Below are 21,862 nucleotides of genomic sequence, written 5' to 3' on the forward strand. Positions count from 1 at the left end.
GATGAGCTTACGAGAAAAAACCATCAGCGGCGCCAAATGGTCGGCGATGGCGACCATCATTATTATCGGGCTGGGACTGGTGCAGATGACGGTGCTGGCGCGCATCATCGATAACCACCAGTTCGGCCTGCTGACCGTCTCGCTGGTGATTATCGCGCTGGCCGATACCCTGTCGGACTTTGGCATCGCCAACTCCATCATCCAGCGAAAAGAGATCAGCCATCTGGAGCTGACCACCCTCTACTGGCTCAACGTCGGGCTGGGGATAGTGGTCTTTGCCGCCGTCTTTCTGCTGGCGGGCGTCATCGCTGGCGTACTGCATAACCCGGACCTGGCGCCGCTTATCCGTACGCTCTCCTTTGCCTTTGTGCTGATCCCCCACGGGCAGCAGTTCCGCGCGCTGATGCAAAAGGAGCTGGAATTTAACAAGATCGGCATGATTGAAACCAGCGCGGTGCTGGCAGGCTTTACCTTTACCGTAATCAGCGCCCATTTCTGGCCGCTGGCGTTAACCGCCATTCTGGGTTATCTGGTCAACTCCGCCGTGCGCACGCTGCTCTTTGGCTACTTTGGCCGCAAAATCTACCGTCCCGGCCTGCATTTTTCGCTGGCGTCGGTCTCCTCCAACCTGCGCTTTGGCGCATGGCTCACCGCCGACAGCCTGATCAACTACGTTAACACCAACCTCTCCACGCTGGTGCTGGCGCGCATTCTCGGCGCCAGCGTCGCGGGCGGGTATAACCTCGCCTACAACGTGGCGGTGGTGCCGCCGATGAAGCTTAACCCGATCATTACCCGCGTGCTCTTCCCGGCGTTCGCCAAGATTCAGGACGACACGGAAAAGCTGCGGGTCAACTTCTACAAGCTGCTCTCGGTGGTGGGGATTATTAACTTTCCGGCGCTGCTCGGACTGATGGTGGTATCGAATAACTTTGTGCCGCTGGTCTTTGGCGAAAAGTGGACCGGGATTGTACCGATCCTGCAGCTGCTCTGCGTCGTCGGGCTGCTGCGCTCGGTGGGCAACCCTATCGGCTCGCTGCTGATGGCGAAGGCGCGCGTCGATATCAGCTTTAAGTTCAACGTCTTTAAAACATTTCTGTTTGTACCGGCGATTATCGTCGGCGGCCACCTGGCGGGGGCCATCGGCGTAACGCTCGGCTTCCTGGCGGTGCAGATCGTCAATACCGTGCTGAGCTATTTCGTGATGATAAAACCGGTGCTGGGCTCCAGCTATCGGCAGTACATCCTGAGCCTCTGGCTGCCGTTCTGGCTCTCTATCCCTACGCTGGTTGCGAGCTATGGTCTGGGCGTGGCGCTGAAGGGCCAGATGGCGCTGGGGACGCTGCTGGCGGTACAGATTGCCGCCGGAGCGCTGGCCTTTGCGCTGATGATTGTGCTGTCGCGCAACGCGCTGGTGGTGGAGATGAAACGTCAGTTTTGCCGTAACGAGAAGATGAAAACGCTGCTGCGCGCAGGGTGAGTGGCGGCAGCGAGCAACATACAATTTTATGAGGTCATTATGAAATTACTGATTTTGGGCAACCATACCTGCGGCAACCGCGGCGACAGCGCCATTCTGCGTGGGTTATTGGATGCCATTAACACCCTGCGGCCTGAGACTGACGTTGATGTGATGAGTCGCTATCCGGTGAGCTCTTCCTGGCTGCTGAACCGCCCGGTGATGGGCGATCCGCTCTACGGCCAGATGAAGCAGCACAACAGCGCTGCCGGCGTGATGGGCCGCGTGAAAAAGGTGCTGCGCCGCCGCTATCAGCATCAGGTGCTGCTTTCCCGTGTCACCGACACCGGCCGGCTGCGCAATATCGCCATCGCCCAGGGCTTTACCGACTTTGTCCGTCTGCTGTCGGGCTATGACGCCATTATTCAGGTGGGCGGTTCGTTCTTCGTGGATCTCTACGGCGTGCCGCAGTTTGAACATGCCCTCTGCACCTTTATGGCCAAAAAGCCGCTCTTTATGATTGGCCACAGCGTCGGCCCGTTCCAGGATCCGCAGTTTAACCAGCTGGCGAACTACGTCTTCGGCCACTGCGACGCGCTGATCCTGCGTGAATCGGTCAGCCTGGAGATGATGAAGCGCAGCGAGATCGACACCCGTAAAGTGGAACACGGCGTTGATACCGCCTGGCTGGTGGACCATCAGCACGACCATTTCCAGCCGAGCTACGCCGTCCGGCACTGGCTGGGGGTGGCGGGCAGGCAGAAAACCGTCGCCATTACCCTGCGCGAACTAGCGCCCTTCGATAAACGACTGGGCACCACCCAGGCCGCCTATGAAAAGGCCTTTGCGGGAGTAGTGAACCGTGTACTGGATGCAGGCTACCAGGTGCTGGCGCTCTCCACCTGTACCGGTATCGACAGTTACAACAAAGATGACCGTATGGTAGCGCTCAACCTGCGCCAGCACGTCAGCGATCCGTCGCGCTATCACGTGGTAATGGATGAGCTTAACGATCTGGAGATGGGCAAGCTGCTCGCCGCCTGTGACCTGACGGTGGGGACCCGCCTGCACTCGGCAATCATCTCCATGAACTTCGGCACTCCCGCTATCGCCATTAACTACGAACACAAGTCGGCGGGCATTATGCAGCAGCTCGGCATGCCGGAGATGGCGGTGGATATTCGTCATCTGCTGGACGGTTCGCTGGAGGCGATGGTAGCCGATACGCTCGGCCAGCTTCCCGCCATCAACGCCCGGCTAGCGCAGGCGGTCAGCGCCGAGCGCGCCAATGGCCTGGAGATGGTCAAATCCGTGCTGGCGCGTATCGGGGAGGGGAAATGAAGGTCGGTTTCTTCTTGCTGAAATTTCCGCTCTCGTCTGAAACCTTTGTGCTCAATCAGATTACCGCCTTTATCGACATGGGATATGAGGTGGAGATTGTCGCCCTGCAAAAGGGCGATACGCAGAATACCCATGCGGCATGGACGCAATACGGGCTGGAGGCCAAAACGCGCTGGCTGCAGGATGAGCCGCCGGGCAAGCTCAACAAGCTGCGCCATCGCGCCGGGCAGACGCTGCTGGGGCTGCACCGTCCGGCCACCTGGCGGGCGCTGAACGTTGCCCGCTATGGCGATGAGTCGCGTAACCTCATTCTCTCTGCCATCTGCGGCCAGACGGCAAAACCATATCGCGCCGACGTCTTTATCGCCCATTTCGGCCCGGCCGGCGTGACGGCCGCCAAGCTGCGCGAGCTGGGGGTGCTGGAAGGTAAGATCGCTACCATCTTCCACGGTATCGACATCTCCAGCCGCGAGGTGCTCAACCACTACACCCCGGAGTACCAGCAGCTGTTCCGCCGGGGCGACATGATGCTGCCCATCAGCGAACTCTGGGCCAGTCGCCTGAAAAATATGGGCTGTCCGGTGGATAAAATCACCGTCTCGCGCATGGGCGTGGATATGGCGCGCTTCACCCAGCGGCCGGTCAAAGCGCCGGGTAAGCCGCTACAGATCATCTCTGTAGCCCGTCTGACCGAGAAAAAAGGGCTGCACGTGGCGATCGAGGCGTGCCGCCAGATGAAAGCCAGCGGCGTCGACTTCCGCTACCGCATTCTGGGGATGGGGCCGTGGGAGCGACGTCTGCGCACGCTCATCGAGCAGTATCAGCTGGAAGGCTACGTGGAGATGCCGGGCTTTAAACCGAGCCACGAGGTCAAAGCGATGCTGGATGAGGCGGATGTCTTCCTCCTGCCGTCGGTGACCGGTGCAGACGGCGACATGGAGGGGATACCCGTGGCGCTGATGGAGGCGATGGCGGTGGGGATCCCGGTGGTCTCCACGGTTCACAGCGGCATTCCTGAGCTTATCGACCCGGGCCGCTCCGGCTGGCTGGTGCCGGAGAACGACGCCGCCGCGCTGGCGGAGTGTCTGGCTGCGTTCAGCGACATTCCTCCGCAGGCGCTGGCGCCGGTCCTGCAAAACGCCCGGCAAAAAGTCGAGGCCGAGTTTAATCAGCAGGTGATCAACCGACAGCTGGCAAGCCTGCTGCAAACGCTTTAACCGCGAGGTTGTATGCTAAAAAAGATTTCCCGACGCACCTTTGTCTCCGCCTTTTCCCTGCTGGCGGCCACGCCGCTGCTGAATCCCGGGCTGGCTCGTGCGGCGGGCGGCACGGTTAACATCCGCCAGTATAACAATCGCGACTGGATCGCCGCCTTTAAACAGGCTTTTACCGAAGGCGATACGGTGGTGGTGCCCGCCGACCTGACCTGTAAAAACATCAATACCGCTATCTTTATTCCGGCGGGCAAAACGCTGCTCATCCGCGGCGCGCTGACCGGCAACGGGCGTGGACGCTTTGTGTTGCAGGATGGCAGTAAAGTGGTGGGGGAAGGGGCAGGGCGGATGGAGAATATCACCCTCGACGTGCGCGGCTCCGACTGCGTGATCCAGGGGCTGGCGATGAGCGGCTACGGGCCGGTCACCCAGATCTACATCGGCGGAAAAAAGCCACGGGTGATGCGTAACCTCCTCATCGACAACATTCGCGTCAGCAAGGCCAACTACGCCATTCTGCGCCAGGGATTCCATAACCAGGTGGATGGGGCGCGCATCACCAACAGCCACTTCAGCCACCTGCAAGGGGATGCGATAGAGTGGAACGTGGCGATCAACGACCATAATATCCTTATCTCCGACCACGTTATCGACAACATCAACTGCACCAATGGCAAAATCAACTGGGGGATCGGCATCGGTCTGGCCGGGAGTACCTACGACAACGACTATCCGGAGCATCAGGCGGTAAAAAATTTCGTAGTGGCGAACATCATCGGCAGCAACTGTCGCCAGCTGGTGCATGTGGAAAACGGTAAGCATTTTGTCATCCGAAACGTCAAGGCCAAAAACATCACCCCGGAGTTCAGTAAAAAAGCGGGAATTGATAACGCCACGGTGGCTATTTATGGGTGTGATAATTTCGTCATAGATAATATTGATATGGTGAATAGCGCCGGCATGCTGATTGGCTACGGCGTAATCAAAGGGAATTATCTCTCCATCCCGCAAAACTTTAAGCTCAATGCTATCCGCATGGACAACCGCCAGCTTCCCTACACGCTGCGAGGCATTCAGATCTCCTCCGGCAATGCTACCTCCTTCGTGGCGATCACCAACGTGGAGATGCAGCGTGCGACGCTGGAGCTGCACAACAAGCCACAGCATCTCTTTTTGCGGAATATCAATGTGATGCAGGAGGCCAAAACCGGCCCGGCACTGAAAATGCACTTCGACCTGCGCAAGGATGTGCGCGGCAAGTTTATGGCGAAAGAGGAGACGCTCCTCTCCCTGGCAAACATCAAAGCAGTGAATGAGAAAGGGCAGAGTTCGGTGGATATCGACCGGGTGGATCAGCAGGTGGTGAATACGGAACGGTTGAATTTTGCGCTGCCGCATCGATAAGCCGGGGGTATTTTGGGATAAATCCCGGAAAGGCATCGCGAATGATTCAGATAAGAACTACTTTTATTGGTGGGGCAAATAAGTAATATCTGACCTGCAAACAAGACAAAACATGCTGGCGAAAATGGCTTTAAGCGCTATAATTCGTCAACCATTTTAAGGTGGAAGAAATAATGATTAATTTGAAAGCAGTCATTCCGGTAGCGGGTCTGGGCATGCATATGCTGCCTGCCACGAAAGCGATTCCTAAAGAGATGCTACCGATCGTTGACAAGCCGATGATCCAGTACATCGTCGACGAGATTGTTGCTGCAGGGATCAAAGAAATCGTACTGGTTACCCACTCTTCCAAGAACGCGGTAGAGAACCATTTCGACACCTCTTATGAACTCGAAGCGCTGCTGGAGCAGCGTGTGAAGCGTCAGTTGCTGGCTGAAGTACAGTCTATCTGTCCGCCAGGCGTAACCATCATGAACGTGCGCCAGGCGCAGCCGCTGGGTCTGGGCCACTCTATCCTCTGCGCGCGTCCGGTGGTAGGGGATAACCCGTTTGTGGTTGTTCTGCCCGATATCATTCTGGACAACGCCTCCGCTGACCCGCTGCGCTACAACCTGGCAGCAATGCTGGCCCGCTACAACGAAACCGGCCGCAGCCAGGTGCTGGCGAAACGCATGAAAGGCGATCTCTCCGAGTACTCCGTTATCAAAACCAAAGAGCCGCTGGACAGCGAAGGCAAGGTCAGCCGTATCGTAGAGTTCATCGAAAAACCGGATCAGCCGCAGACGCTGGAATCTGATCTGATGGCTGTAGGCCGCTATGTGCTGAACGCCGATATCTGGGCCGAGCTGGAAAAAACCGAGCCGGGCGCCTGGGGCCGTATCCAGCTAACCGATGCTATCGCCGAACTGGCGAAGAAGCAGTCCGTTGACGCGATGCTGATGACCGGTGACAGCTACGACTGCGGTAAGAAGATGGGTTACATGCAGGCGTTTGTGAACTATGGGCTGCGCAACCTGAAGGAAGGGGCGAAGTTCAGGGAGAGTATTGAGAAGCTGCTGGCGGATAACTAAGCCAGCCTGCCCTTTCTCAGTCCTACCCAATCTGACGGCAACCACTGTTTCATTCATTGTAAAATGGATGAACACTGGTTGCCGTTTTTCTTTAAAAATTAATAATTTCAATGAGTTATATGCCTTTTTTTTGCGCTGCCCGTCGCAGATTTTCACTTGTTTCTTATATCAATTAAGACGACAATTGACGCCTGTTTGTAGTGGCTGAATGGGCTTTGCATCTATAGCCTAAACGCCGTTTTTACATTTCCAGAGAAGTCAGTCCACTGGTAGCTGTCGAGCCAGGGGCGGTAGCGTGCATAATTTCTAATCCGCGAAATTAACGTCTAACCGGGCTGCAATATCTCGCTATATTTTACGGACGGAATAAATAACGTGAAAATTCTTGTTACGGGCGGTGCTGGCTTTATCGGCTCAGCAGTTGTACGACATATTATTAATAATACTCAGGATGAAGTGGTTAATGTCGACAAATTAACTTACGCCGGTAATCTTGAGTCACTTGCGGAAGTGAGTAATAACGAACGCTATGCCTTCGAGCAAGCCGACATCTGTGATAAAGCGGCAATGGAGCGTATTTTTGCTGCGCATCAGCCGGATGCAGTGATGCATCTGGCGGCAGAAAGTCACGTTGACCGTTCTATCACCGGGCCTGCAGCTTTTATTGAAACTAACATTGTCGGCACCTATGTTCTACTTGAAGCGGCGCGTGGCTACTGGACATCTCTGGACGATACCGCGAAAGCCGCGTTCCGTTTTCACCATATCTCCACTGACGAAGTTTACGGCGATCTGCCGCACCCGGATGAGCAACCTGGCGAGCTACCGCTGTTTACTGAGACAACGGCTTATGCGCCAAGCAGCCCCTATTCAGCCTCCAAGGCATCCAGCGATCATCTGGTACGCGCATGGCTGCGAACCTACGGATTACCGACCATAGTGACTAACTGTTCTAACAATTACGGTCCGTATCATTTCCCGGAAAAACTGATCCCGCTGGTGATCCTGAATGCGCTGGATGGCAAACCGTTGCCGATTTATGGCAAAGGCGACCAGATCCGCGACTGGCTCTACGTGGAAGACCATGCACGTGCGCTTTATACCGTTGTTACTCAGGGTAAGGCGGGTGAAACGTACAACATCGGCGGTCATAACGAAAAGCAGAACCTGGACGTTGTACACACGATTTGCGATTTGCTGGATGAGATCGTGCCGAAAGAAGGCTCTTACCGCGATCAAATTACGTATGTTGCCGATCGTCCAGGACATGACCGCCGCTATGCTATTGATGCGCATAAAATTGGGGTAGAGCTGGGATGGAAGCCGCAGGAGACATTCGAAAGCGGAATTCGTAAGACCGTGGAATGGTATTTAAACAACAAAGAATGGTATATGCGGGTACTGGATGGAAGTTATCAACGTGAACGTCTGGGGTTAATATAAAATGAAAGGAATTATTTTAGCTGGTGGTTCAGGAACGCGATTATATCCCATTACGATGGGAGTATCGAAGCAGCTGTTGCCTATTTATGACAAGCCAATGATCTACTATCCTTTATCAGTATTAATGCTGGCGGGGATCAAAGATATCTTAATAATAACTACGCCCGAAGATCAGTCAGGGTTTATTCGATTGCTGGGAGATGGTAGTCATTGGGGAATTAATATAAGTTATGCTATCCAGCCAACTCCTGATGGTCTGGCGCAAGCTTTTATTATTGGAGAGAAATTTATTGGCGCTGATTCTGTATGTCTAGTCTTAGGTGATAATATATTTTTTGGTCAGGGCTTTTCTCCGAAATTAAAAACCGCAGCAGAACAGCAAAACGGTGCAACAATTTTTGGTTATCAGGTTATGGACCCAGAGCGTTTCGGAGTTGTTGAGTTTGATGAACATTTCAAAGCTCTTACTATCGAAGAAAAACCGCTTAAGCCCCGATCGAATTGGGCGGTCACGGGTTTATACTTTTATGATAATGATGTTATTGAAATCGCACGAAATATAGAACCCTCGCCACGTGGAGAATTAGAAATAACTTCTGTTAATGAGGTTTATTTAAAGAATAATTCTTTGTCAGTAGAGTTATTAGGTCGTGGTTTTGCATGGTTGGATACTGGCACTCATGACAGTCTTATTGAAGCAGGCAGCTTTGTCGAGACTGTTCAAAAAAGGCAGGGAATGATGGTGGCATGTCCAGAAGAAGTGTCGTGGCGTAATGGTTGGCTCTCAGATGATGATTTATATAATCTTGGTAAAAAAATTGAAAAAAATCATTATGGGAAATATTTAATGAATCTAGTGAGACATAATGAAAATTGATTTAATTCCTTTTCAAAAACATGGGGATGAACGTGGCATGTTAGTTGCTCTTGAGCAAGCTAAAAATGTACCGTTCGAAATAAAACGTGTTTATTATATGTTTGGGACTCAAACAAATGTGCGTCGAGGATATCACGCACACAAAAAATTACGGCAATTAGCTATACCCGTTAGCGGTTCTTGCCGTTTTCATCTAGATAATGGTTTGGAAAAAATCGATATTCTTCTGGATGATGCCTCCCAAGGATTACTTATTGAGCCATCAGTTTGGCATGAAATGTATGACTATTCTTCTGATTGTATACTGCTAGTATTAGCAAGTGATGCTTATGATGAAAGTGACTATATCAGAAGTTACGACGAGTTTCTTGCTTCGGTGAAAATATGATTCATAAACTAAGCGATGTCCAAACTAAATCAGTTGGTGTTAATACAACTATCTGGCAGTATGCAGTAATTTTACCAGGTGCACAAATTGGTAATAATTGTAATATTTGCGCGCATACGTTTATTGAAAATGATGTGATAATTGGTGATAGCGTTACGATAAAATCGGGTGTGTTTATTTGGGACGGCATCATTATAGAAGATGAAGTCTTTATCGGTCCGTGTGTCGCTTTTACGAATGATAAAAATCCACGATCTAAGCAGTATCCTGAAGAATTTCTTAGAACAATTATAAAAAAAGGCGCCTCAATAGGTGCTAATGCGACTATTTTACCAGGAATAGAAATAGGCGAAGGTGCGATGGTAGGAGCGGGATCAGTCGTGACCAAAAATGTCGCGCCATATACAGTAGTAGTCGGTAACCCAGCGAAAGCTATTAAAAAAATTAAGGATTAATCATGATTCAGTTTTTAGATTTAAAAAAAATCAATAGTAATAGAAGGGATGAATTAATTGAAGCCTGTACGCGTGTTATCGATTCTGGCTGGTATATTATGGGCGAGGAGCTAAAAGCTTTCGAGCAAGAATTTTCTGATTACTGTGGCACGAAATATTGTATTGGAGTTGCTAATGGCTTAGACGCATTATTCCTGGTCCTGAAAGCCTGGAAAGAGCTTGGCAAATTAAAGGATGGCGACGAAGTAATTGTCCAGGCTAATACCTACATCGCTTCGATTCTCGCTATCACTAATAATAATTTGGTTCCGGTACTTGTCGAACCTGATTCTAATACATTTAATCTTAATGCTGAAAACATTCGTGCAGCTATTACACCAAAAACCAGAGCGATTCTTCCTGTGCATCTCTACGGATTAATTTCACCTATGGATGAAATTATGACAATCGCTCAAGAAAATAATTTACTTGTATTGGAAGATTGTGCACAAGCACACGGTGCAATGCTTGCTGGTAAAAAAGCAGGAAACTGGGGGCATGCAGCTGGCTTTAGTTTTTATCCAGGTAAAAATCTTGGTGCATTAGGCGATGCAGGTGCTATTACTACTTCGAATGAAGAGTTAGCAAAAACTCTTTTCGCATTGAGGAATTATGGCTCTCATGTGAAATATGAAAATATTTATCAAGGATATAATAGTCGTTTAGATGAAATGCAAGCAGCTATATTGCGTGTCAAACTAGCCGACTTAGATAACGATAATGCAAAACGGTTAGAGATAGCTAAACTATATATTAACGGCATAACTAATCAGTCCATTGAACTTCCGAATCTATATCAAGCGCGAAATCATGTATGGCATTTATTTGTCATTAGAACAGCAGAGCGCGATAATTTTAAAAAATATTTAGATGAAAATCATATCCAGAGTTTAATCCATTATCCGATTCCGCCACACAAACAAAAAGCCTATTCCAAACTAAATCATTTACATTTAGAAAAAACGGAAAAAATACATCAAGAAGTATTATCCTTACCTATGGATCCCACAATGACGGATGAACAGGTTAAAGCAGTCATCGAAATAGTTAATGGTTATAGTAAATGAAAAAAATATTCAGTGTTACGGCTTTTTCTGCATTATTAACTTTGACCCGAATGGGATCTGGTTTTTTGATTTCTAAGGTTGTGGCACTGTATATCGGACCATATGGGTTGGCCATGTTAGGCCAACTCCAAAATTTAGTTTCTCTAGTTACTGGTTTGGTTAATTCTCCAGTTGCAACTGGCGCTGTACGTTACACCTCAGAAAATTATGAGTATGGATACGAAAAATGTAAACCGTGGTGGAGAGCAATTTCATTATGGGCTGCATTATTTTGTCTAGTTTCTTTTTTGTTTTTGCTTGCTTTTAATTCATATATTTCTAAATTAATTTGGAAAACTGAGGAATATAAGTCAGTAATTTACGCTCTCGCGTTTTTTTTACCATTTTCCAGCATTGGAGTTTTTATAACTTCAATAATAAATGGGCATCAAGACTATAAGCGTTATATTTCATATGGCTTAATTTCAGTTGGAGTATCAACAGTTTTTATGTGCTTAATGATCTACAACTTTAGATTAATAGGTGCGTTTTATGCGGCTGCAATACAACTAGGTATGATGGGATGTTTGCTTATCTTATTAACGCTAAAACAACCATGGTGCAAAATAACTTATTTTTTTGGCAAAATTGAAAGCGTTCACCTCAAAAAAGTTTTTAATTATGTTTTAATCTCGGTGGTTGGTGCGATAAGCTTACCATTAACCCTGATATTGATCAGAAATTTTATTGTAAACCATAATGGGTGGGTGCAGGCGGGATATTGGCAAGCTGTATGGAAAATTTCAGAAGTTTATTTAGCTATTTTCACTACAGCTTTAAGTACATATGCTTTGCCGAGACTTGCTAAACTTCATGAAATTAAAGAAATTCAAAAGGAAATATTACAACTAGCTAAGTTTTTATGTCCCGCAGTAATATTAGCTGCACTAGTAATCTTAGTGAGTCGAGACTATATCATTACATTTTTGTTTACTGAGCAATTCATGCCAGCAAAACAACTGTTTCCCGTTCAGTTAATTGGTGATTTTTTTAAAATAATATCTTGGCTTTTTGCTTATCCAGTAATTGCAAAAGGATATATCAAAACTTATTTAATTCTGGAGGCGGTTTTTGCAATAGTTTTCATAATGACAGGTTATATATGTATAAATGTGTTTGGTTTAATTGGAGCTACTTATGCATATTGTATTTCTTATATAATCTACTTTTTGCTGGCCGCTTTTAATATAAAATACATTATGAAATAATATGGTGCAATGATGAAAGATAAAAAACTAAAATTTTTAATTTATGGTGAGTATAGCGCGTTAGGTAAATCTCTTGCGAAAGGTTTTAATGAGTTAGGTCATTATAGTAAGGTTTTCAGTCCATTTGGTGGTGATGGTTTTAAAAATATAGACAGTGACTATATTCTTAATAAAAAAGACAGTCTGATAACTAAGAATTTAAAACTTTTGCGGCTTATTCCATGTTTTCTTAAGTTTGATATCATATTGATTCTCAACCCAGTTTTTTTTCGGTTTATCTATTTAGGGCCCTTGATAATATTGTTGTTTAAAATTTTCAGAAAAAAAATAATATTAGTATGTTGTGGTGATGATGTAGAGTATATTAGATCTGGTGAAAAAGGTTTACTTGGCCCTTGGATGTATGATGCAATAGCATTGCCAAAAAAGCTATATTTTAAAAGAATGATAGACAAAGTCGAAAATAATATAGTCGCAAGTTCTGCAAATTTTATTGTTCCTGTTATGTATGATTATGCAGAAGCTTGGCGCTTATCACCCTATAAAAATAAAGTGACTAAAACTATCCCCTTAGCGTGTGATGGGGTTAGTAAAAGCAATAATGATATGTGTTCTGACAAAATCAATATTACACATGGAATTACTAGAGCTGATGTCAAAGGCACACCAACAATCTTAAACGCTCTGGAGATTATTAAAAATAAGTACATTAATCGGGTTGAAATTAATGTGATAGAGAGAATGCCGTATAAAGAATATCTTGTGCTGCTTGAAAAAACAGATATTTTAATTGATCAATGTAAGTCAAATTCATACGGTATGAATGCAATCTACGGTATGCTGGATTCTAAGATTGTTTTAACTGCCTTTAACACTAATGCTCAAAAAGAAATCAATGTAAATGGTAAACATCCGATTATTCCAATAAAAAACGATGTTGCAGATATAGTTGAAAAGCTAGAATCATTACTTGCTATGGATAAAAATCATTTAGCGGATATCAAAAGGCAAAGCAAATCTTATGCCGAGAAACTACATTCGCCAAAGGCCATTGCTTCGCAATATATATCCTTATTAATTTCTGATAAATATAGCGGCTAAATATATGTCTATTAAATCCTTCCTGAATTATATTAGCGCTATATTATGTGGCTCTTTTATTTGTTTGTTTTTTAATATGGTTAACTACCCTGCGGAGCTAAATCCTGATATTAGTAATTATTACAACAATTTTATATCAAAAAACTGGTCTTATGACATCGGTTACGAGTTTTATCAATCATTACTTCGTGATTTGCTAGGCTTGAATTTTCAGCAGTTCTGGTTAGTCACTTTGTTCCTTATTTGTTTTTTTTTCTTCCTTATTTCATATAAGATAGAAAAGTTACCATTTTTAGTTGTTAATTTTATTTTTCTGTCGGAAGTCTTTGGGACGCAAGTGAGGTTTTTCTTGGGAGGAGTTGTATTTATTTTTTTACTAAATACAAAAAAAGGAAAACTACAAACCATTTTATTATTTATTACGTCATTACTTCATTATGGTCTTATATTGCTTTTTGTGCTCCACCTTTTCCTTACTTGGTTGCTAAAAACATTTTCAATTGAGCATATATTAAAGTTACGTTATAAAGTAGTTTTGGGGGCATGTGCTAGTTTTTTTATATCTAAAGCGGTAGTAATCTATTTATTACCTTTTACAAGATTTAGTTATTATTTGGATTCTTTTTATTTAGAAAGTAAATCATTTATTTCTTTTTTATATGCTATTGCTCAGTTTGTTATAATGTTTGTGTTTATCACATCGTATGCTGGAAGAATTAATCAGAACTATAAAGATAAATATATTTCACTCTTTAATATTATTCTTCTTTTATTGATAATCTCAACATCAAGTGTAGCTGTTTTATCTGGTCGCTATTTATTGATCAATATTATTATGGAATCTATAACAGCATCAGTCATTGCTCGATATAATGTTAGTCTGTTTATATTATATTTCTTTATCTCGCTAATTAAGCTTTTTCCATATGTGTATAGCTTGGTTTTAAATTAATTTTTATACATTTTTTAAATGGCATTCCCACAACAAAATTTACTTTAAAAGTTTTAACCTCGTAACGGGATAATTAAAAAGTTATGGATGTAATTGTATTTGAAAGATGTCTTTGAAAATTTTAAATATATTTGATGAAATATTAGAGTGTAACATTCATTTATATTACCACAGGCAAACATGGGTAATAGAGCAGAGTGATTTAAATGCTTATAATAATCACTTTGACTAAAATATCGTAGTCAAGCTTAAAGCCGCGTGTTTAATAATTATAACCTTCCCTTTGTTAAGATGTTTATGTGCCAACAAGAAAAGCTATTCGAGATGAGATTAATTTTGGATTAGTTATAACAGGAATATTTTACCGGTTGTAATAATTAGCTCTTATGAAATTCTAGCTAAGGAACCGGTTTCGAAAAAATATTTCGTAACTATACAGTTGCTATAGTGCCAACTACAAGAATAGGTTAAAAAATGTTAGTCTTTTTAGGTGAGCCCTTCTGGAAAAAAGGTACATCCTTTTTTACCGCAAAAAATTCTCTTTCTTTTCTAAAATTTGCTTTTTCAGAACCTATAAAAGTGGTTGGTTATGAAATTACAGAACTAAGCGATGATAAAATAAGCGCAAGAATTGATTGCGAAGATTTTTATTCTATTCCGTATGCTACAACAACTATTGGTTTTGTAAAGAAAAGCATTCTTAATCCATTTTTTTTAAAAAAATATATTGTTAAATGTTTTGCTATTTTAGACGCAAATCCTGATGTTCCTGTCTGGATAAGAAATCCAAGTGTCGGTGCTTTAATTTTTTCGCTATGCGCAATGAGACGTAACCGCCAAATATTAAATCATATGTGCGCAAATATAATGAATGCCTGGGATAACCCAAAGTACAATGGAGTAACAAGTTTTTTTGCAAGAATGTTTTCTGTTTGCTTAAAAAAAATGGTTATTAAAGTCTCATCTTATCAAAGGGGCATTAATTTATGTACTGGCGATGAATTGCATAAATTTTGCTTACAATATAATAAAAATTCTTTTCATTTCATTGATTCATCTTTGGGCCTTCACCATATTAAAGATTTAGAGCAATATAATAAGCATGCTAAAACGGAAAACACCTTTAATTTTTTATTTATTGGGCGCGTCCAATTTGATAAGGGCATCGTTGAATTACTTGACGCTTTTGTTAAAATACCAAAAGATAACATTACACTTAATGTTGTTGGTGAAGGTAAATTATTAAAACATCTCAAAGAGAAATACAAGGATGTAAAGAATATTTTTTTCTGGGGCAGTTTAAGTAATAATAAAATACCAGTAGCTATACTAAACTCTCATGTTATAGTTGTACCTTCGAATAATAAATATGAAGGTTTTCCACGCGTCATTCTTGAGTCGTGGTTATTTGGTAAGCCTGTCATAGTATCAAATGTTGGTGGGATTAATGCTCTTGTAAAAGATCGTTCGAATGGTTTGATATATGATAACCATAATGAAGGAGAGTTGGCTTGTAAGTTATATGAAATCACGGATAAGGATCTATATTCTCAACTTTCTGAAGGTGCGTTAAAAATGCGTGATGTTTCATTAGCTGATTACTGGAAAAATGTGCTGCTTAGCATAATGAACAGTTTTAATAAATAATTATAAATGTTATTGGAGAAATGAGTGAATCATTTATGCACGCAGGGTGATTTTTCAGTTTTGATGAGTGTATATAAGAAAGATGATCCTTTATATTTATTGAGCGCTTTAAAAAGTATCTTTAATGATCAATGTTTAAAACCGCGGGACATAGTGATTGTAGGTGATGGTCCACTACCACAATCTATCATAAAAATCATCGATGAATTTAAAAAAAATGTTGGAGGTAATGTTGTAAATTTTGTCCCTCTCAACAGTAATGTTGGGCTTGCAGCAGCTTTGAATGAAGGTATTATTCATTGTCGTTATGAATTGATAGCTCGAATGGACTCCGATGATATCGCTCTCTCAGAAAGATTTTCTAAACAATACTATTTTATGTTATCTAATCATGATATTGATGTATGTGGGGGACATATTTTAGAGATTGATGCAGTATCAGAAAAAATTCTTAGCGAACGGAAAGTGCCGTTAGTTTATAATAACGTTTTAAAATATGCAAAGTCGCGTAGTCCAATGAATCACCCTACTGTTATGTTTAAGAAAAGTGTTATTATTAAACTTGGCGGTTATCCAAATTTTAGAAAATCTCAAGATTATGCGCTTTGGAGCCTTCTGTTAGTTTCTGGATACAAATTGGCCAATTGCGATGATTTTTTTTTGAAAATGAGAACAGGTAAAGAACTACTTGCAAGACGTGGAATTGAACACTTTAAGAATGAAATAAAAGTATTAGGGTATCAGCGTAAAATAAAGTTCCTCACATTGAGAGAATATTTTTTTAGCATTTTTATTAGGGCTGTATTTAGACTTTCTCCTATCTTTATAAGGAAATTGCTTTATAAAATGACAAGATGATATTTGTTTTTTTGGGATTAAAATGATGATTAGACGCGCCTTCAAAAAACAAAAGACTATATAGATTTTATAATTATTTCATTTATTAGATTAAAGTATTGTATCATTCAAGCAAGCAAAATCCACACCTGACAGGAGTATATAATGTCCAAACAACAGATCGGCGTTGTCGGTATGGCAGTGATGGGGCGCAACCTGGCGCTCAACATCGAAAGCCGTGGTTATACCGTCTCCGTATTCAATCGCTCCCGTGAAAAAACCGAAGAAGTCATCGCTGAGAACCCAGGCAAGAAACTCGTTCCGTTCTATACGGTGAAGGAGTTCGTTGAGTCTCTTGAAACGCCTCGTCGTATCCTGTTAATGGTAAAAGCGGGCGCGGGTACCGATGCAGCCATCGACTCCCTGAAGCCTTACCTTGAAAAAGGTGACATCATTATTGATGGCGGTAACACCTTCTTCCAGGACACTATTCGTCGTAACCGTGAACTCTCCGAAGAAGGCTTCAACTTCATCGGCACCGGCGTCTCCGGCGGTGAAGAGGGTGCCCTTAAAGGGCCTTCCATTATGCCTGGCGGCCAGAAAGAAGCTTATGAGCTAGTTGCGCCTATCCTGACCAAAATCGCCGCTGTCGCAGAAGATGGCGAGCCGTGCGTTACCTATATCGGGCCGGACGGCGCGGGCCACTATGTGAAGATGGTGCATAACGGCATTGAATATGGTGATATGCAACTGATTGCAGAAGCTTACTCCCTGCTGAAAGGCGGCCTGAATCTCTCCAATGAAGAGCTGGCAGAGATCTTCACCGAGTGGAACAACGGCGAGCTGAGCAGCTACCTGATCGACATCACCAAAGACATCTTCACCAAGAAAGATGAAGAGGGTAACTACCTGGTCGATGTAATCCTTGATGAAGCGGCGAACAAAGGCACCGGTAAGTGGACCAGCCAGAGCTCGCTGGATCTGGGTGAACCGCTCTCCCTGATCACGGAATCGGTATTCGCGCGTTATATCTCCTCCCTGAAAGAGCAGCGCGTAGCCGCCTCGAAAGTACTTTCTGGCCCGCAGGCTAAACCCGCCGGTGACAAAGCGGAGTTCGTTGAGAAAGTGCGTCGCGCCCTCTACCTGGGTAAAATCGTCTCCTACGCACAAGGCTTCTCCCAGCTGCGTGCTGCGTCTGATGAAAATAACTGGGATCTGAACTACGGTGAAATCGCGAAGATTTTCCGTGCCGGCTGCATTATCCGCGCGCAGTTCCTTCAGAAAATTACTGATGCCTATGCAGAGAACGCGACTATCGCGAACCTGCTGCTGGCTCCGTACTTCAAGAAAATCGCGGACGATTACCAGCAGGCGCTGCGTGACGTAGTCGCTTATGCGGTGCAGAACGGTATTCCGGTTCCGACCTTCTCCGCAGCCGTTGCCTATTACGACAGCTACCGTGCAGCAGTGCTGCCAGCTAACCTGATCCAGGCCCAGCGCGACTATTTCGGTGCCCACACCTATAAGCGCACCGATAAAGAAGGTGTGTTCCACACCGAGTGGCTGGATTAATCTGATTTAGCCTCATTTACTTCCCAAGCCCGGTGAAATTCACCGGGCTTTTTTTATCACCTCGCTGCTTATTTGTTTCATATTTGGCGCGAGATTGTTCTCTTAACAGAATAAATAACTGAATAACCTCATTCTCTTAACAGAGTCTTTGCCTTGACAGTGACTCAATGGAAGAGGTAAAAACCAAAACAGTTTTTATTGCGATGGCGCGATAGCGCCGCATCACATTCATCATTGAAGAAGTGAAATAATGAAGATAACTATCTCAGGAACGGGCTACGTTGGCCTTTCAAACGGTATTCTGATTGCCCAGCATCACGAAGTGGTGGCGCTGGATATTGTGCAGGCCAAAGTGGACATGCTGAATCAGAAGATCTCTCCGATTGTCGATAAAGAGATTCAGGATTACCTCGCCAACAAGACGCTCAATTTCCGCGCGACCACCGATAAGCAAGATGCCTATCGCGATGCGGATTACGTCATCATCGCCACGCCGACCGATTACGATCCTAAAACCAACTACTTCAACACTTCCAGCGTTGAAGCGGTGATTAAGGATGTGATCGCCATTAACCCGAGCGCGGTGATGATCATTAAATCCACCATTCCGGTCGGCTTTACCAAAGCGATCAAAGAAGAACTCGGCATCGACAACGTCATCTTCTCCCCGGAGTTCTTGCGCGAGGGTAAAGCGCTCTATGACAACCTGCATCCGTCACGTATTGTGATTGGCGAGCGCTCTGAGCGCGCAGAGCGTTTTGCCGCGCTGCTGCAGGAAGGAGCCATCAAAAAAGAGATCCCGGTGCTGTTTACCGACTCTACGGAAGCCGAAGCCATTAAGCTCTTCGCTAACACTTACCTGGCGATGCGCGTTGCCTATTTTAACGAGCTGGACAGCTACGCGGAAAGCCTGGGGCTGAATACCCGCCAGATTATCGAAGGGGTCTGTCTCGATCCGCGTATCGGCAACCATTACAACAACCCGTCGTTTGGCTATGGCGGTTACTGCCTGCCGAAAGATACCAAGCAGCTGCTGGCCAACTACCAGTCGGTGCCTAATAATCTGATCTCTGCAATTGTCGATGCGAACCGCACCCGCAAGGATTTTATCTCTGACTCCATTCTGGCACGTCAGCCGAAAGTGGTGGGCGTTTACCGCCTGATCATGAAGAGCGGCTCCGATAACTTCCGCGCTTCCTCCATTCAGGGGATCATGAAGCGTATCAAGGCCAAAGGCGTGCAGGTTATCATTTACGAACCGGCAATGAACGAAGATGAGTTCTTCCACTCCCGCGTGGTGCGCGATCTGGATGCGTTCAAGAAAGAGGCGGATGTCATCATCTCTAACCGGATGGCAGACGACTTAACTGACGTGGCGGATAAGGTCTATACCCGCGATTTGTTCGGCAGCGACTGATTTTGATCAGGCCAAAAAAACCCGGTATCGTACCGGGTTTTTTTATATTAATGCTTATACCTTATAAAACTCGCGATACCACTCCACGAAGTTTTTCACCCCTTCCTTGACGGAGGTCTGCGGCTTAAAGCCAATCACCTCATACAGTGCCTGAGTATCGGCGCTGGTCTCCAGCACGTCGCCTGGCTGGATCGGCATCATATTTTTTTCCGCTTCAATGCCCAGCGCCTCTTCCAGCGCTGTGATGTAATCCATCAGTTCAACCGGCGAGCTGTTGCCGATGTTATAGACGCGGTACGGCGCAGAGCTGGTGGCCGGAGAGCCGTTTTCCACCGTCCAGCTGGCGTCGGCCTGCGGGATCACATCCTGCAGGCGAATAATCGCCTCGGCAATATCATCAATATAGGTAAAGTCACGCTTCATCTTGCCGTAGTTGTAAACGTCGATGCGCTTGCCTTCAATCATAGCTTTGGTGAATTTAAACAGCGCCATATCCGGGCGACCCCACGGGCCATAGACCGTGAAGAAGCGCAGGCCGGTTGTCGGTAAACCGTAGAGATGGGAGTAGGTGTGTGACATCAGCTCGTTTGCTTTTTTGGTCGCCGCATAGAGGGAGACCGGATGATCCACTGAGTCATCGGTAGAGAAGGGCATCTTGCGGTTCAGGCCATAGACGGAGCTGGACGAGGCGTAGAGCAGATGCTGCACCTTGTTGTGGCGACAGCCTTCCAGCACGTTAAGATGGCCCACCAGGTTGGCATCCGCATAGGCATGCGGGTTTTCCAGCGAGTAGCGCACCCCGGCCTGGGCGGCCAGGTGGATGACGCGGTCGAACTGCTCTTCAGCGAACAGCGTAGCCATGCCTTCGCGGTCCGCCAGATCAAGCTGACGGAAGGTAAAACGCTCGTCTGCGAGGCGATCGAGGCGCGCCTGTTTAAGGCTGACGTCGTAGTAATCATTCAGGTTATCAATACCAACGACCTGATGCCCGGCGTCCAGCAGACGCTTGCTGACGTGTGAGCCGATAAAACCTGCCGCGCCGGTGACCAGAAATTTCATATTAATCCTCTTTTTATACTCTATCTTACGGGTACCTGAGGGGTACCAGGATGGCGGTTATCATAGCCTGCTGCACGCCCCTCACCAAACCAATCTTTTCGATATAACTAACCGAATTCCTATAGAAAAATCTTCATCAGGCGATACACTAGATGAATAAATTTCTTTTTGCGCTTTTTCTCTTTAAGGATCGTATGACGCAGAACAATAATGTGGTCAGCCGCAATAATGACCCCGAACAGATCGACCTGATTGATTTAGTGATGCAGTTATGGCGCGGTAAGTGGATAATCGGTGCCTTTATCATCGCCTTTATTATTCTTGCTGTAGGCTATCTGGCTGTTGCCAAAGAGAAATGGACCTCTACAGCGATTATCACCCAGCCCGATGCTGCGCAAATTTCCACCTATAGTACTGCGTTAAACATTATTTATGGTGGAGCTGCGCCCAGCATGTCTGATGTGCAAGGGCGAGCTATTGGGCGTTTCAACTCCGCCTTTAGCGCCCTTGCCGAAGCGCTGGATAATCAGGAAGTTCCTGAAAAGCTAGCGATAGAACCCGCTGTTAAAGGACAAAGTCTGCCGCTGAATGTTAGTTACGTAGGGGAGTCCGCCGAGGCGGCGCAAAAGCAGCTTGCCCAGTATATTCAGCAGGTGGATGAACAGATCGCTAAAGAGTTGGTGGTTGACCTTAACGATAACATTAAGCAGCAGATCACTACGCTCAACAACTCTATCGAGAACATGGAGAAGGTGTCGCAAGAGCAGAAAGATCTGCGCATCAAGCAGATTGCCGAAGCGCTGAAGTATGCTGAAGCGGCCAAAGTGACTACGCCACGTATCCAGCAGACTCAGGATGTGACTCAGGAGAGTATGTTCTTGCTGGGGAGCGATGCGCTCAGCTCCATGATAGCAAATGAAGCTTCGCGTCCGGTCACCTATTCGGGCGCTTACTATCAGAACAAACAGAACCTGCTTGATATCGAGAAGCTGAAGGTCGATCCGGCAACCATCCATGCCTATCGTTATGTCATGAAGCCGAACCTGCCGATTCGTCGCGATAGCCCGAAAAAAGCGATTACCCTTATCCTTGCCGTTCTGCTGGGCGGGATTATCGGTTCCGGGGTCGTGCTGGGGCGTAACGCGCTGCGTAACTACCAGGCAAGAGCCTGATAATTACGCTTGCCAGGAGAGGGCTTACAAAAGCTCTAATTGTTGGTCGGGTAAGGCGCCAGCCGCCACCCGACCGACATGAACAAAACCAGCATTGTTAT

At 45.7% G+C, this 21,862-nt stretch carries 18 protein-coding genes and 2 pseudogenes; 19 read left to right on the forward strand and 1 reads right to left on the reverse strand.

All coding sequences use genetic code 11. The features are described from left to right. The first annotated feature begins 1 nt into the window (after position 1). From wzxC to ugd, 18 genes and pseudogenes are all read left to right on the forward strand, one after another. Positions 2-1,480 carry a colanic acid undecaprenyl disphosphate flippase WzxC gene (gene wzxC / locus ACOTX1_RS01920; protein WP_194303450.1) on the forward strand — a complete coding sequence of 493 codons (1,479 nt, stop codon included), beginning with the start codon at positions 2-4 and terminating at the stop codon, positions 1,478-1,480. 39 nt (positions 1,481-1,519) lie between these two features. Beyond that, entirely contained in the window at positions 1,520-2,800 is a 1,281-nt protein-coding gene (gene wcaK, locus ACOTX1_RS01925) for a colanic acid biosynthesis pyruvyl transferase WcaK (protein WP_194303451.1), read from the forward strand. Next, positions 2,797-4,017, forward strand: a complete 1,221-nt coding sequence (gene wcaL / locus ACOTX1_RS01930) for a colanic acid biosynthesis glycosyltransferase WcaL (protein WP_194303453.1) — start codon at positions 2,797-2,799, stop codon at positions 4,015-4,017. The genes wcaK and wcaL overlap by 4 nt, the downstream gene beginning before the upstream one ends. Positions 4,018-4,029: 12 nt before the next feature. After that, positions 4,030-5,418, forward strand: coding sequence for a colanic acid biosynthesis protein WcaM (gene wcaM, locus ACOTX1_RS01935; RefSeq protein ID WP_194303454.1), 1,389 nt, complete (start codon positions 4,030-4,032; stop codon positions 5,416-5,418). A 173-nt stretch (positions 5,419-5,591) separates the two neighbouring features. Then, positions 5,592-6,488 carry a GalU regulator GalF gene (gene galF / locus ACOTX1_RS01940; RefSeq protein ID WP_194303456.1) on the forward strand — a complete coding sequence of 299 codons (897 nt, stop codon included), beginning with the start codon at positions 5,592-5,594 and terminating at the stop codon, positions 6,486-6,488. Positions 6,489-6,863: 375 nt separating this feature from the next. Further along, positions 6,864-7,931 (forward strand): dTDP-glucose 4,6-dehydratase, encoded by a 1,068-nt coding sequence (gene rfbB / locus ACOTX1_RS01945; protein ID WP_194303457.1) that lies wholly within the window; start codon positions 6,864-6,866, stop codon positions 7,929-7,931. A gap of 1 nt (position 7,932) precedes the next feature. Next, on the forward strand, positions 7,933-8,808 hold the full coding sequence (rfbA, locus tag ACOTX1_RS01950; protein ID WP_194303459.1) for a glucose-1-phosphate thymidylyltransferase RfbA: 876 nt from the start codon (positions 7,933-7,935) through the stop codon (positions 8,806-8,808). Further along, entirely contained in the window at positions 8,798-9,196 is a 399-nt protein-coding gene (locus ACOTX1_RS01955; protein WP_194303461.1) for a sugar 3,4-ketoisomerase, read from the forward strand. Before rfbA ends, ACOTX1_RS01955 begins: the two co-directional genes overlap by 11 nt. Next, positions 9,193-9,312: pseudogene (locus ACOTX1_RS01960) on the forward strand (N-acetyltransferase); the annotation flags it as partial. The gene ACOTX1_RS01955 and the pseudogene ACOTX1_RS01960, both read left to right, overlap by 4 nt. Positions 9,313-9,366: 54 nt before the next feature. Then, positions 9,367-9,639: pseudogene (locus ACOTX1_RS01965) on the forward strand (acyltransferase); the annotation flags it as partial. 14 nt (positions 9,640-9,653) lie between these two features. Then, on the forward strand, positions 9,654-10,757 hold the full coding sequence (locus ACOTX1_RS01970) for a DegT/DnrJ/EryC1/StrS family aminotransferase (RefSeq protein WP_194303464.1): 1,104 nt from the start codon (positions 9,654-9,656) through the stop codon (positions 10,755-10,757). Further along, the gene (locus ACOTX1_RS01975) at positions 10,754-12,004 is read left to right on the forward strand and encodes an O-antigen translocase (RefSeq protein ID WP_194303466.1); all 1,251 of its coding nucleotides are present in this window, start codon (positions 10,754-10,756) and stop codon (positions 12,002-12,004) included. Before ACOTX1_RS01970 ends, ACOTX1_RS01975 begins: the two co-directional genes overlap by 4 nt. A 9-nt stretch (positions 12,005-12,013) precedes the next feature. Further along, entirely contained in the window at positions 12,014-13,105 is a 1,092-nt protein-coding gene (locus ACOTX1_RS01980; RefSeq protein ID WP_194303468.1) for a glycosyltransferase, read from the forward strand. Between the two features lie 4 nt (positions 13,106-13,109). Further along, a complete protein-coding gene (locus tag ACOTX1_RS01985) occupies positions 13,110-14,057 on the forward strand; it encodes an EpsG family protein (RefSeq protein WP_194303470.1) in 948 nt (315 codons plus the stop codon). A gap of 474 nt (positions 14,058-14,531) precedes the next feature. Then, positions 14,532-15,704, forward strand: a complete 1,173-nt coding sequence (locus ACOTX1_RS01990; protein WP_194303472.1) for a glycosyltransferase family 4 protein — start codon at positions 14,532-14,534, stop codon at positions 15,702-15,704. Between the two features lie 24 nt (positions 15,705-15,728). Next, on the forward strand, positions 15,729-16,562 hold the full coding sequence (locus tag ACOTX1_RS01995; RefSeq protein ID WP_232936300.1) for a glycosyltransferase: 834 nt from the start codon (positions 15,729-15,731) through the stop codon (positions 16,560-16,562). Positions 16,563-16,706: 144 nt separating this feature from the next. Beyond that, complete coding sequence (gene gndA, locus ACOTX1_RS02000) at positions 16,707-18,113, forward strand: NADP-dependent phosphogluconate dehydrogenase (RefSeq protein WP_061709638.1); 1,407 nt, start codon at positions 16,707-16,709, stop codon at positions 18,111-18,113. A gap of 250 nt (positions 18,114-18,363) precedes the next feature. Then, positions 18,364-19,530 (forward strand): UDP-glucose 6-dehydrogenase, encoded by a 1,167-nt coding sequence (ugd, locus tag ACOTX1_RS02005; protein WP_194303474.1) that lies wholly within the window; start codon positions 18,364-18,366, stop codon positions 19,528-19,530. 54 nt (positions 19,531-19,584) lie between these two features. Here ugd and ACOTX1_RS02010 read toward each other — a convergent pair whose 3' ends face one another. Next, positions 19,585-20,589 (reverse strand): NAD-dependent epimerase, encoded by a 1,005-nt coding sequence (locus tag ACOTX1_RS02010; RefSeq protein ID WP_194303475.1) that lies wholly within the window; start codon positions 20,587-20,589, stop codon positions 19,585-19,587. A gap of 194 nt (positions 20,590-20,783) precedes the next feature. On the opposite strand from ACOTX1_RS02010, the gene wzzB reads away from it, so the two are divergent. Then, positions 20,784-21,761, forward strand: a complete 978-nt coding sequence (gene wzzB / locus ACOTX1_RS02015; protein WP_194303477.1) for an LPS O-antigen chain length determinant protein WzzB — start codon at positions 20,784-20,786, stop codon at positions 21,759-21,761. Positions 21,762-21,862 lie beyond the last annotated feature (101 nt).

Source organism: Enterobacter cloacae complex sp. IR5401 (assembly GCF_049238425.1).
Classification (GTDB): Bacteria; Pseudomonadota; Gammaproteobacteria; order Enterobacterales; family Enterobacteriaceae; genus Enterobacter; species Enterobacter hormaechei_C.

Excerpts from the sequence above, each read along its gene's own strand:
- wzxC (WP_194303450.1), top strand. The coding sequence starts at position 2 with ATGAGCTTACGAGAAAAAACCATCAGCGGCGCCAAATGGTCGGCGATG.
- wcaK (WP_194303451.1), top strand. The coding sequence starts at position 1,520 with ATGAAATTACTGATTTTGGGCAACCATACCTGCGGCAACCGCGGCGAC.
- wcaL (WP_194303453.1), top strand. The coding sequence starts at position 2,797 with ATGAAGGTCGGTTTCTTCTTGCTGAAATTTCCGCTCTCGTCTGAAACC.
- wcaM (WP_194303454.1), top strand. The coding sequence starts at position 4,030 with ATGCTAAAAAAGATTTCCCGACGCACCTTTGTCTCCGCCTTTTCCCTG.
- galF (WP_194303456.1), top strand. The coding sequence starts at position 5,592 with ATGATTAATTTGAAAGCAGTCATTCCGGTAGCGGGTCTGGGCATGCAT.
- rfbA (WP_194303459.1), top strand. The coding sequence starts at position 7,933 with ATGAAAGGAATTATTTTAGCTGGTGGTTCAGGAACGCGATTATATCCC.
- ACOTX1_RS01955 (WP_194303461.1), top strand. The coding sequence starts at position 8,798 with ATGAAAATTGATTTAATTCCTTTTCAAAAACATGGGGATGAACGTGGC.
- ACOTX1_RS01970 (WP_194303464.1), top strand. The coding sequence starts at position 9,654 with ATGATTCAGTTTTTAGATTTAAAAAAAATCAATAGTAATAGAAGGGAT.
- ACOTX1_RS01975 (WP_194303466.1), top strand. The coding sequence starts at position 10,754 with ATGAAAAAAATATTCAGTGTTACGGCTTTTTCTGCATTATTAACTTTG.
- ACOTX1_RS01980 (WP_194303468.1), top strand. The coding sequence starts at position 12,014 with ATGATGAAAGATAAAAAACTAAAATTTTTAATTTATGGTGAGTATAGC.
- ACOTX1_RS01985 (WP_194303470.1), top strand. The coding sequence starts at position 13,110 with ATGTCTATTAAATCCTTCCTGAATTATATTAGCGCTATATTATGTGGC.
- ACOTX1_RS01990 (WP_194303472.1), top strand. The coding sequence starts at position 14,532 with ATGTTAGTCTTTTTAGGTGAGCCCTTCTGGAAAAAAGGTACATCCTTT.
- gndA (WP_061709638.1), top strand. The coding sequence starts at position 16,707 with ATGTCCAAACAACAGATCGGCGTTGTCGGTATGGCAGTGATGGGGCGC.
- ugd (WP_194303474.1), top strand. The coding sequence starts at position 18,364 with ATGAAGATAACTATCTCAGGAACGGGCTACGTTGGCCTTTCAAACGGT.
- ACOTX1_RS02010 (WP_194303475.1), bottom strand. The coding sequence starts at position 20,589 with ATGAAATTTCTGGTCACCGGCGCGGCAGGTTTTATCGGCTCACACGTC.
- wzzB (WP_194303477.1), top strand. The coding sequence starts at position 20,784 with ATGACGCAGAACAATAATGTGGTCAGCCGCAATAATGACCCCGAACAG.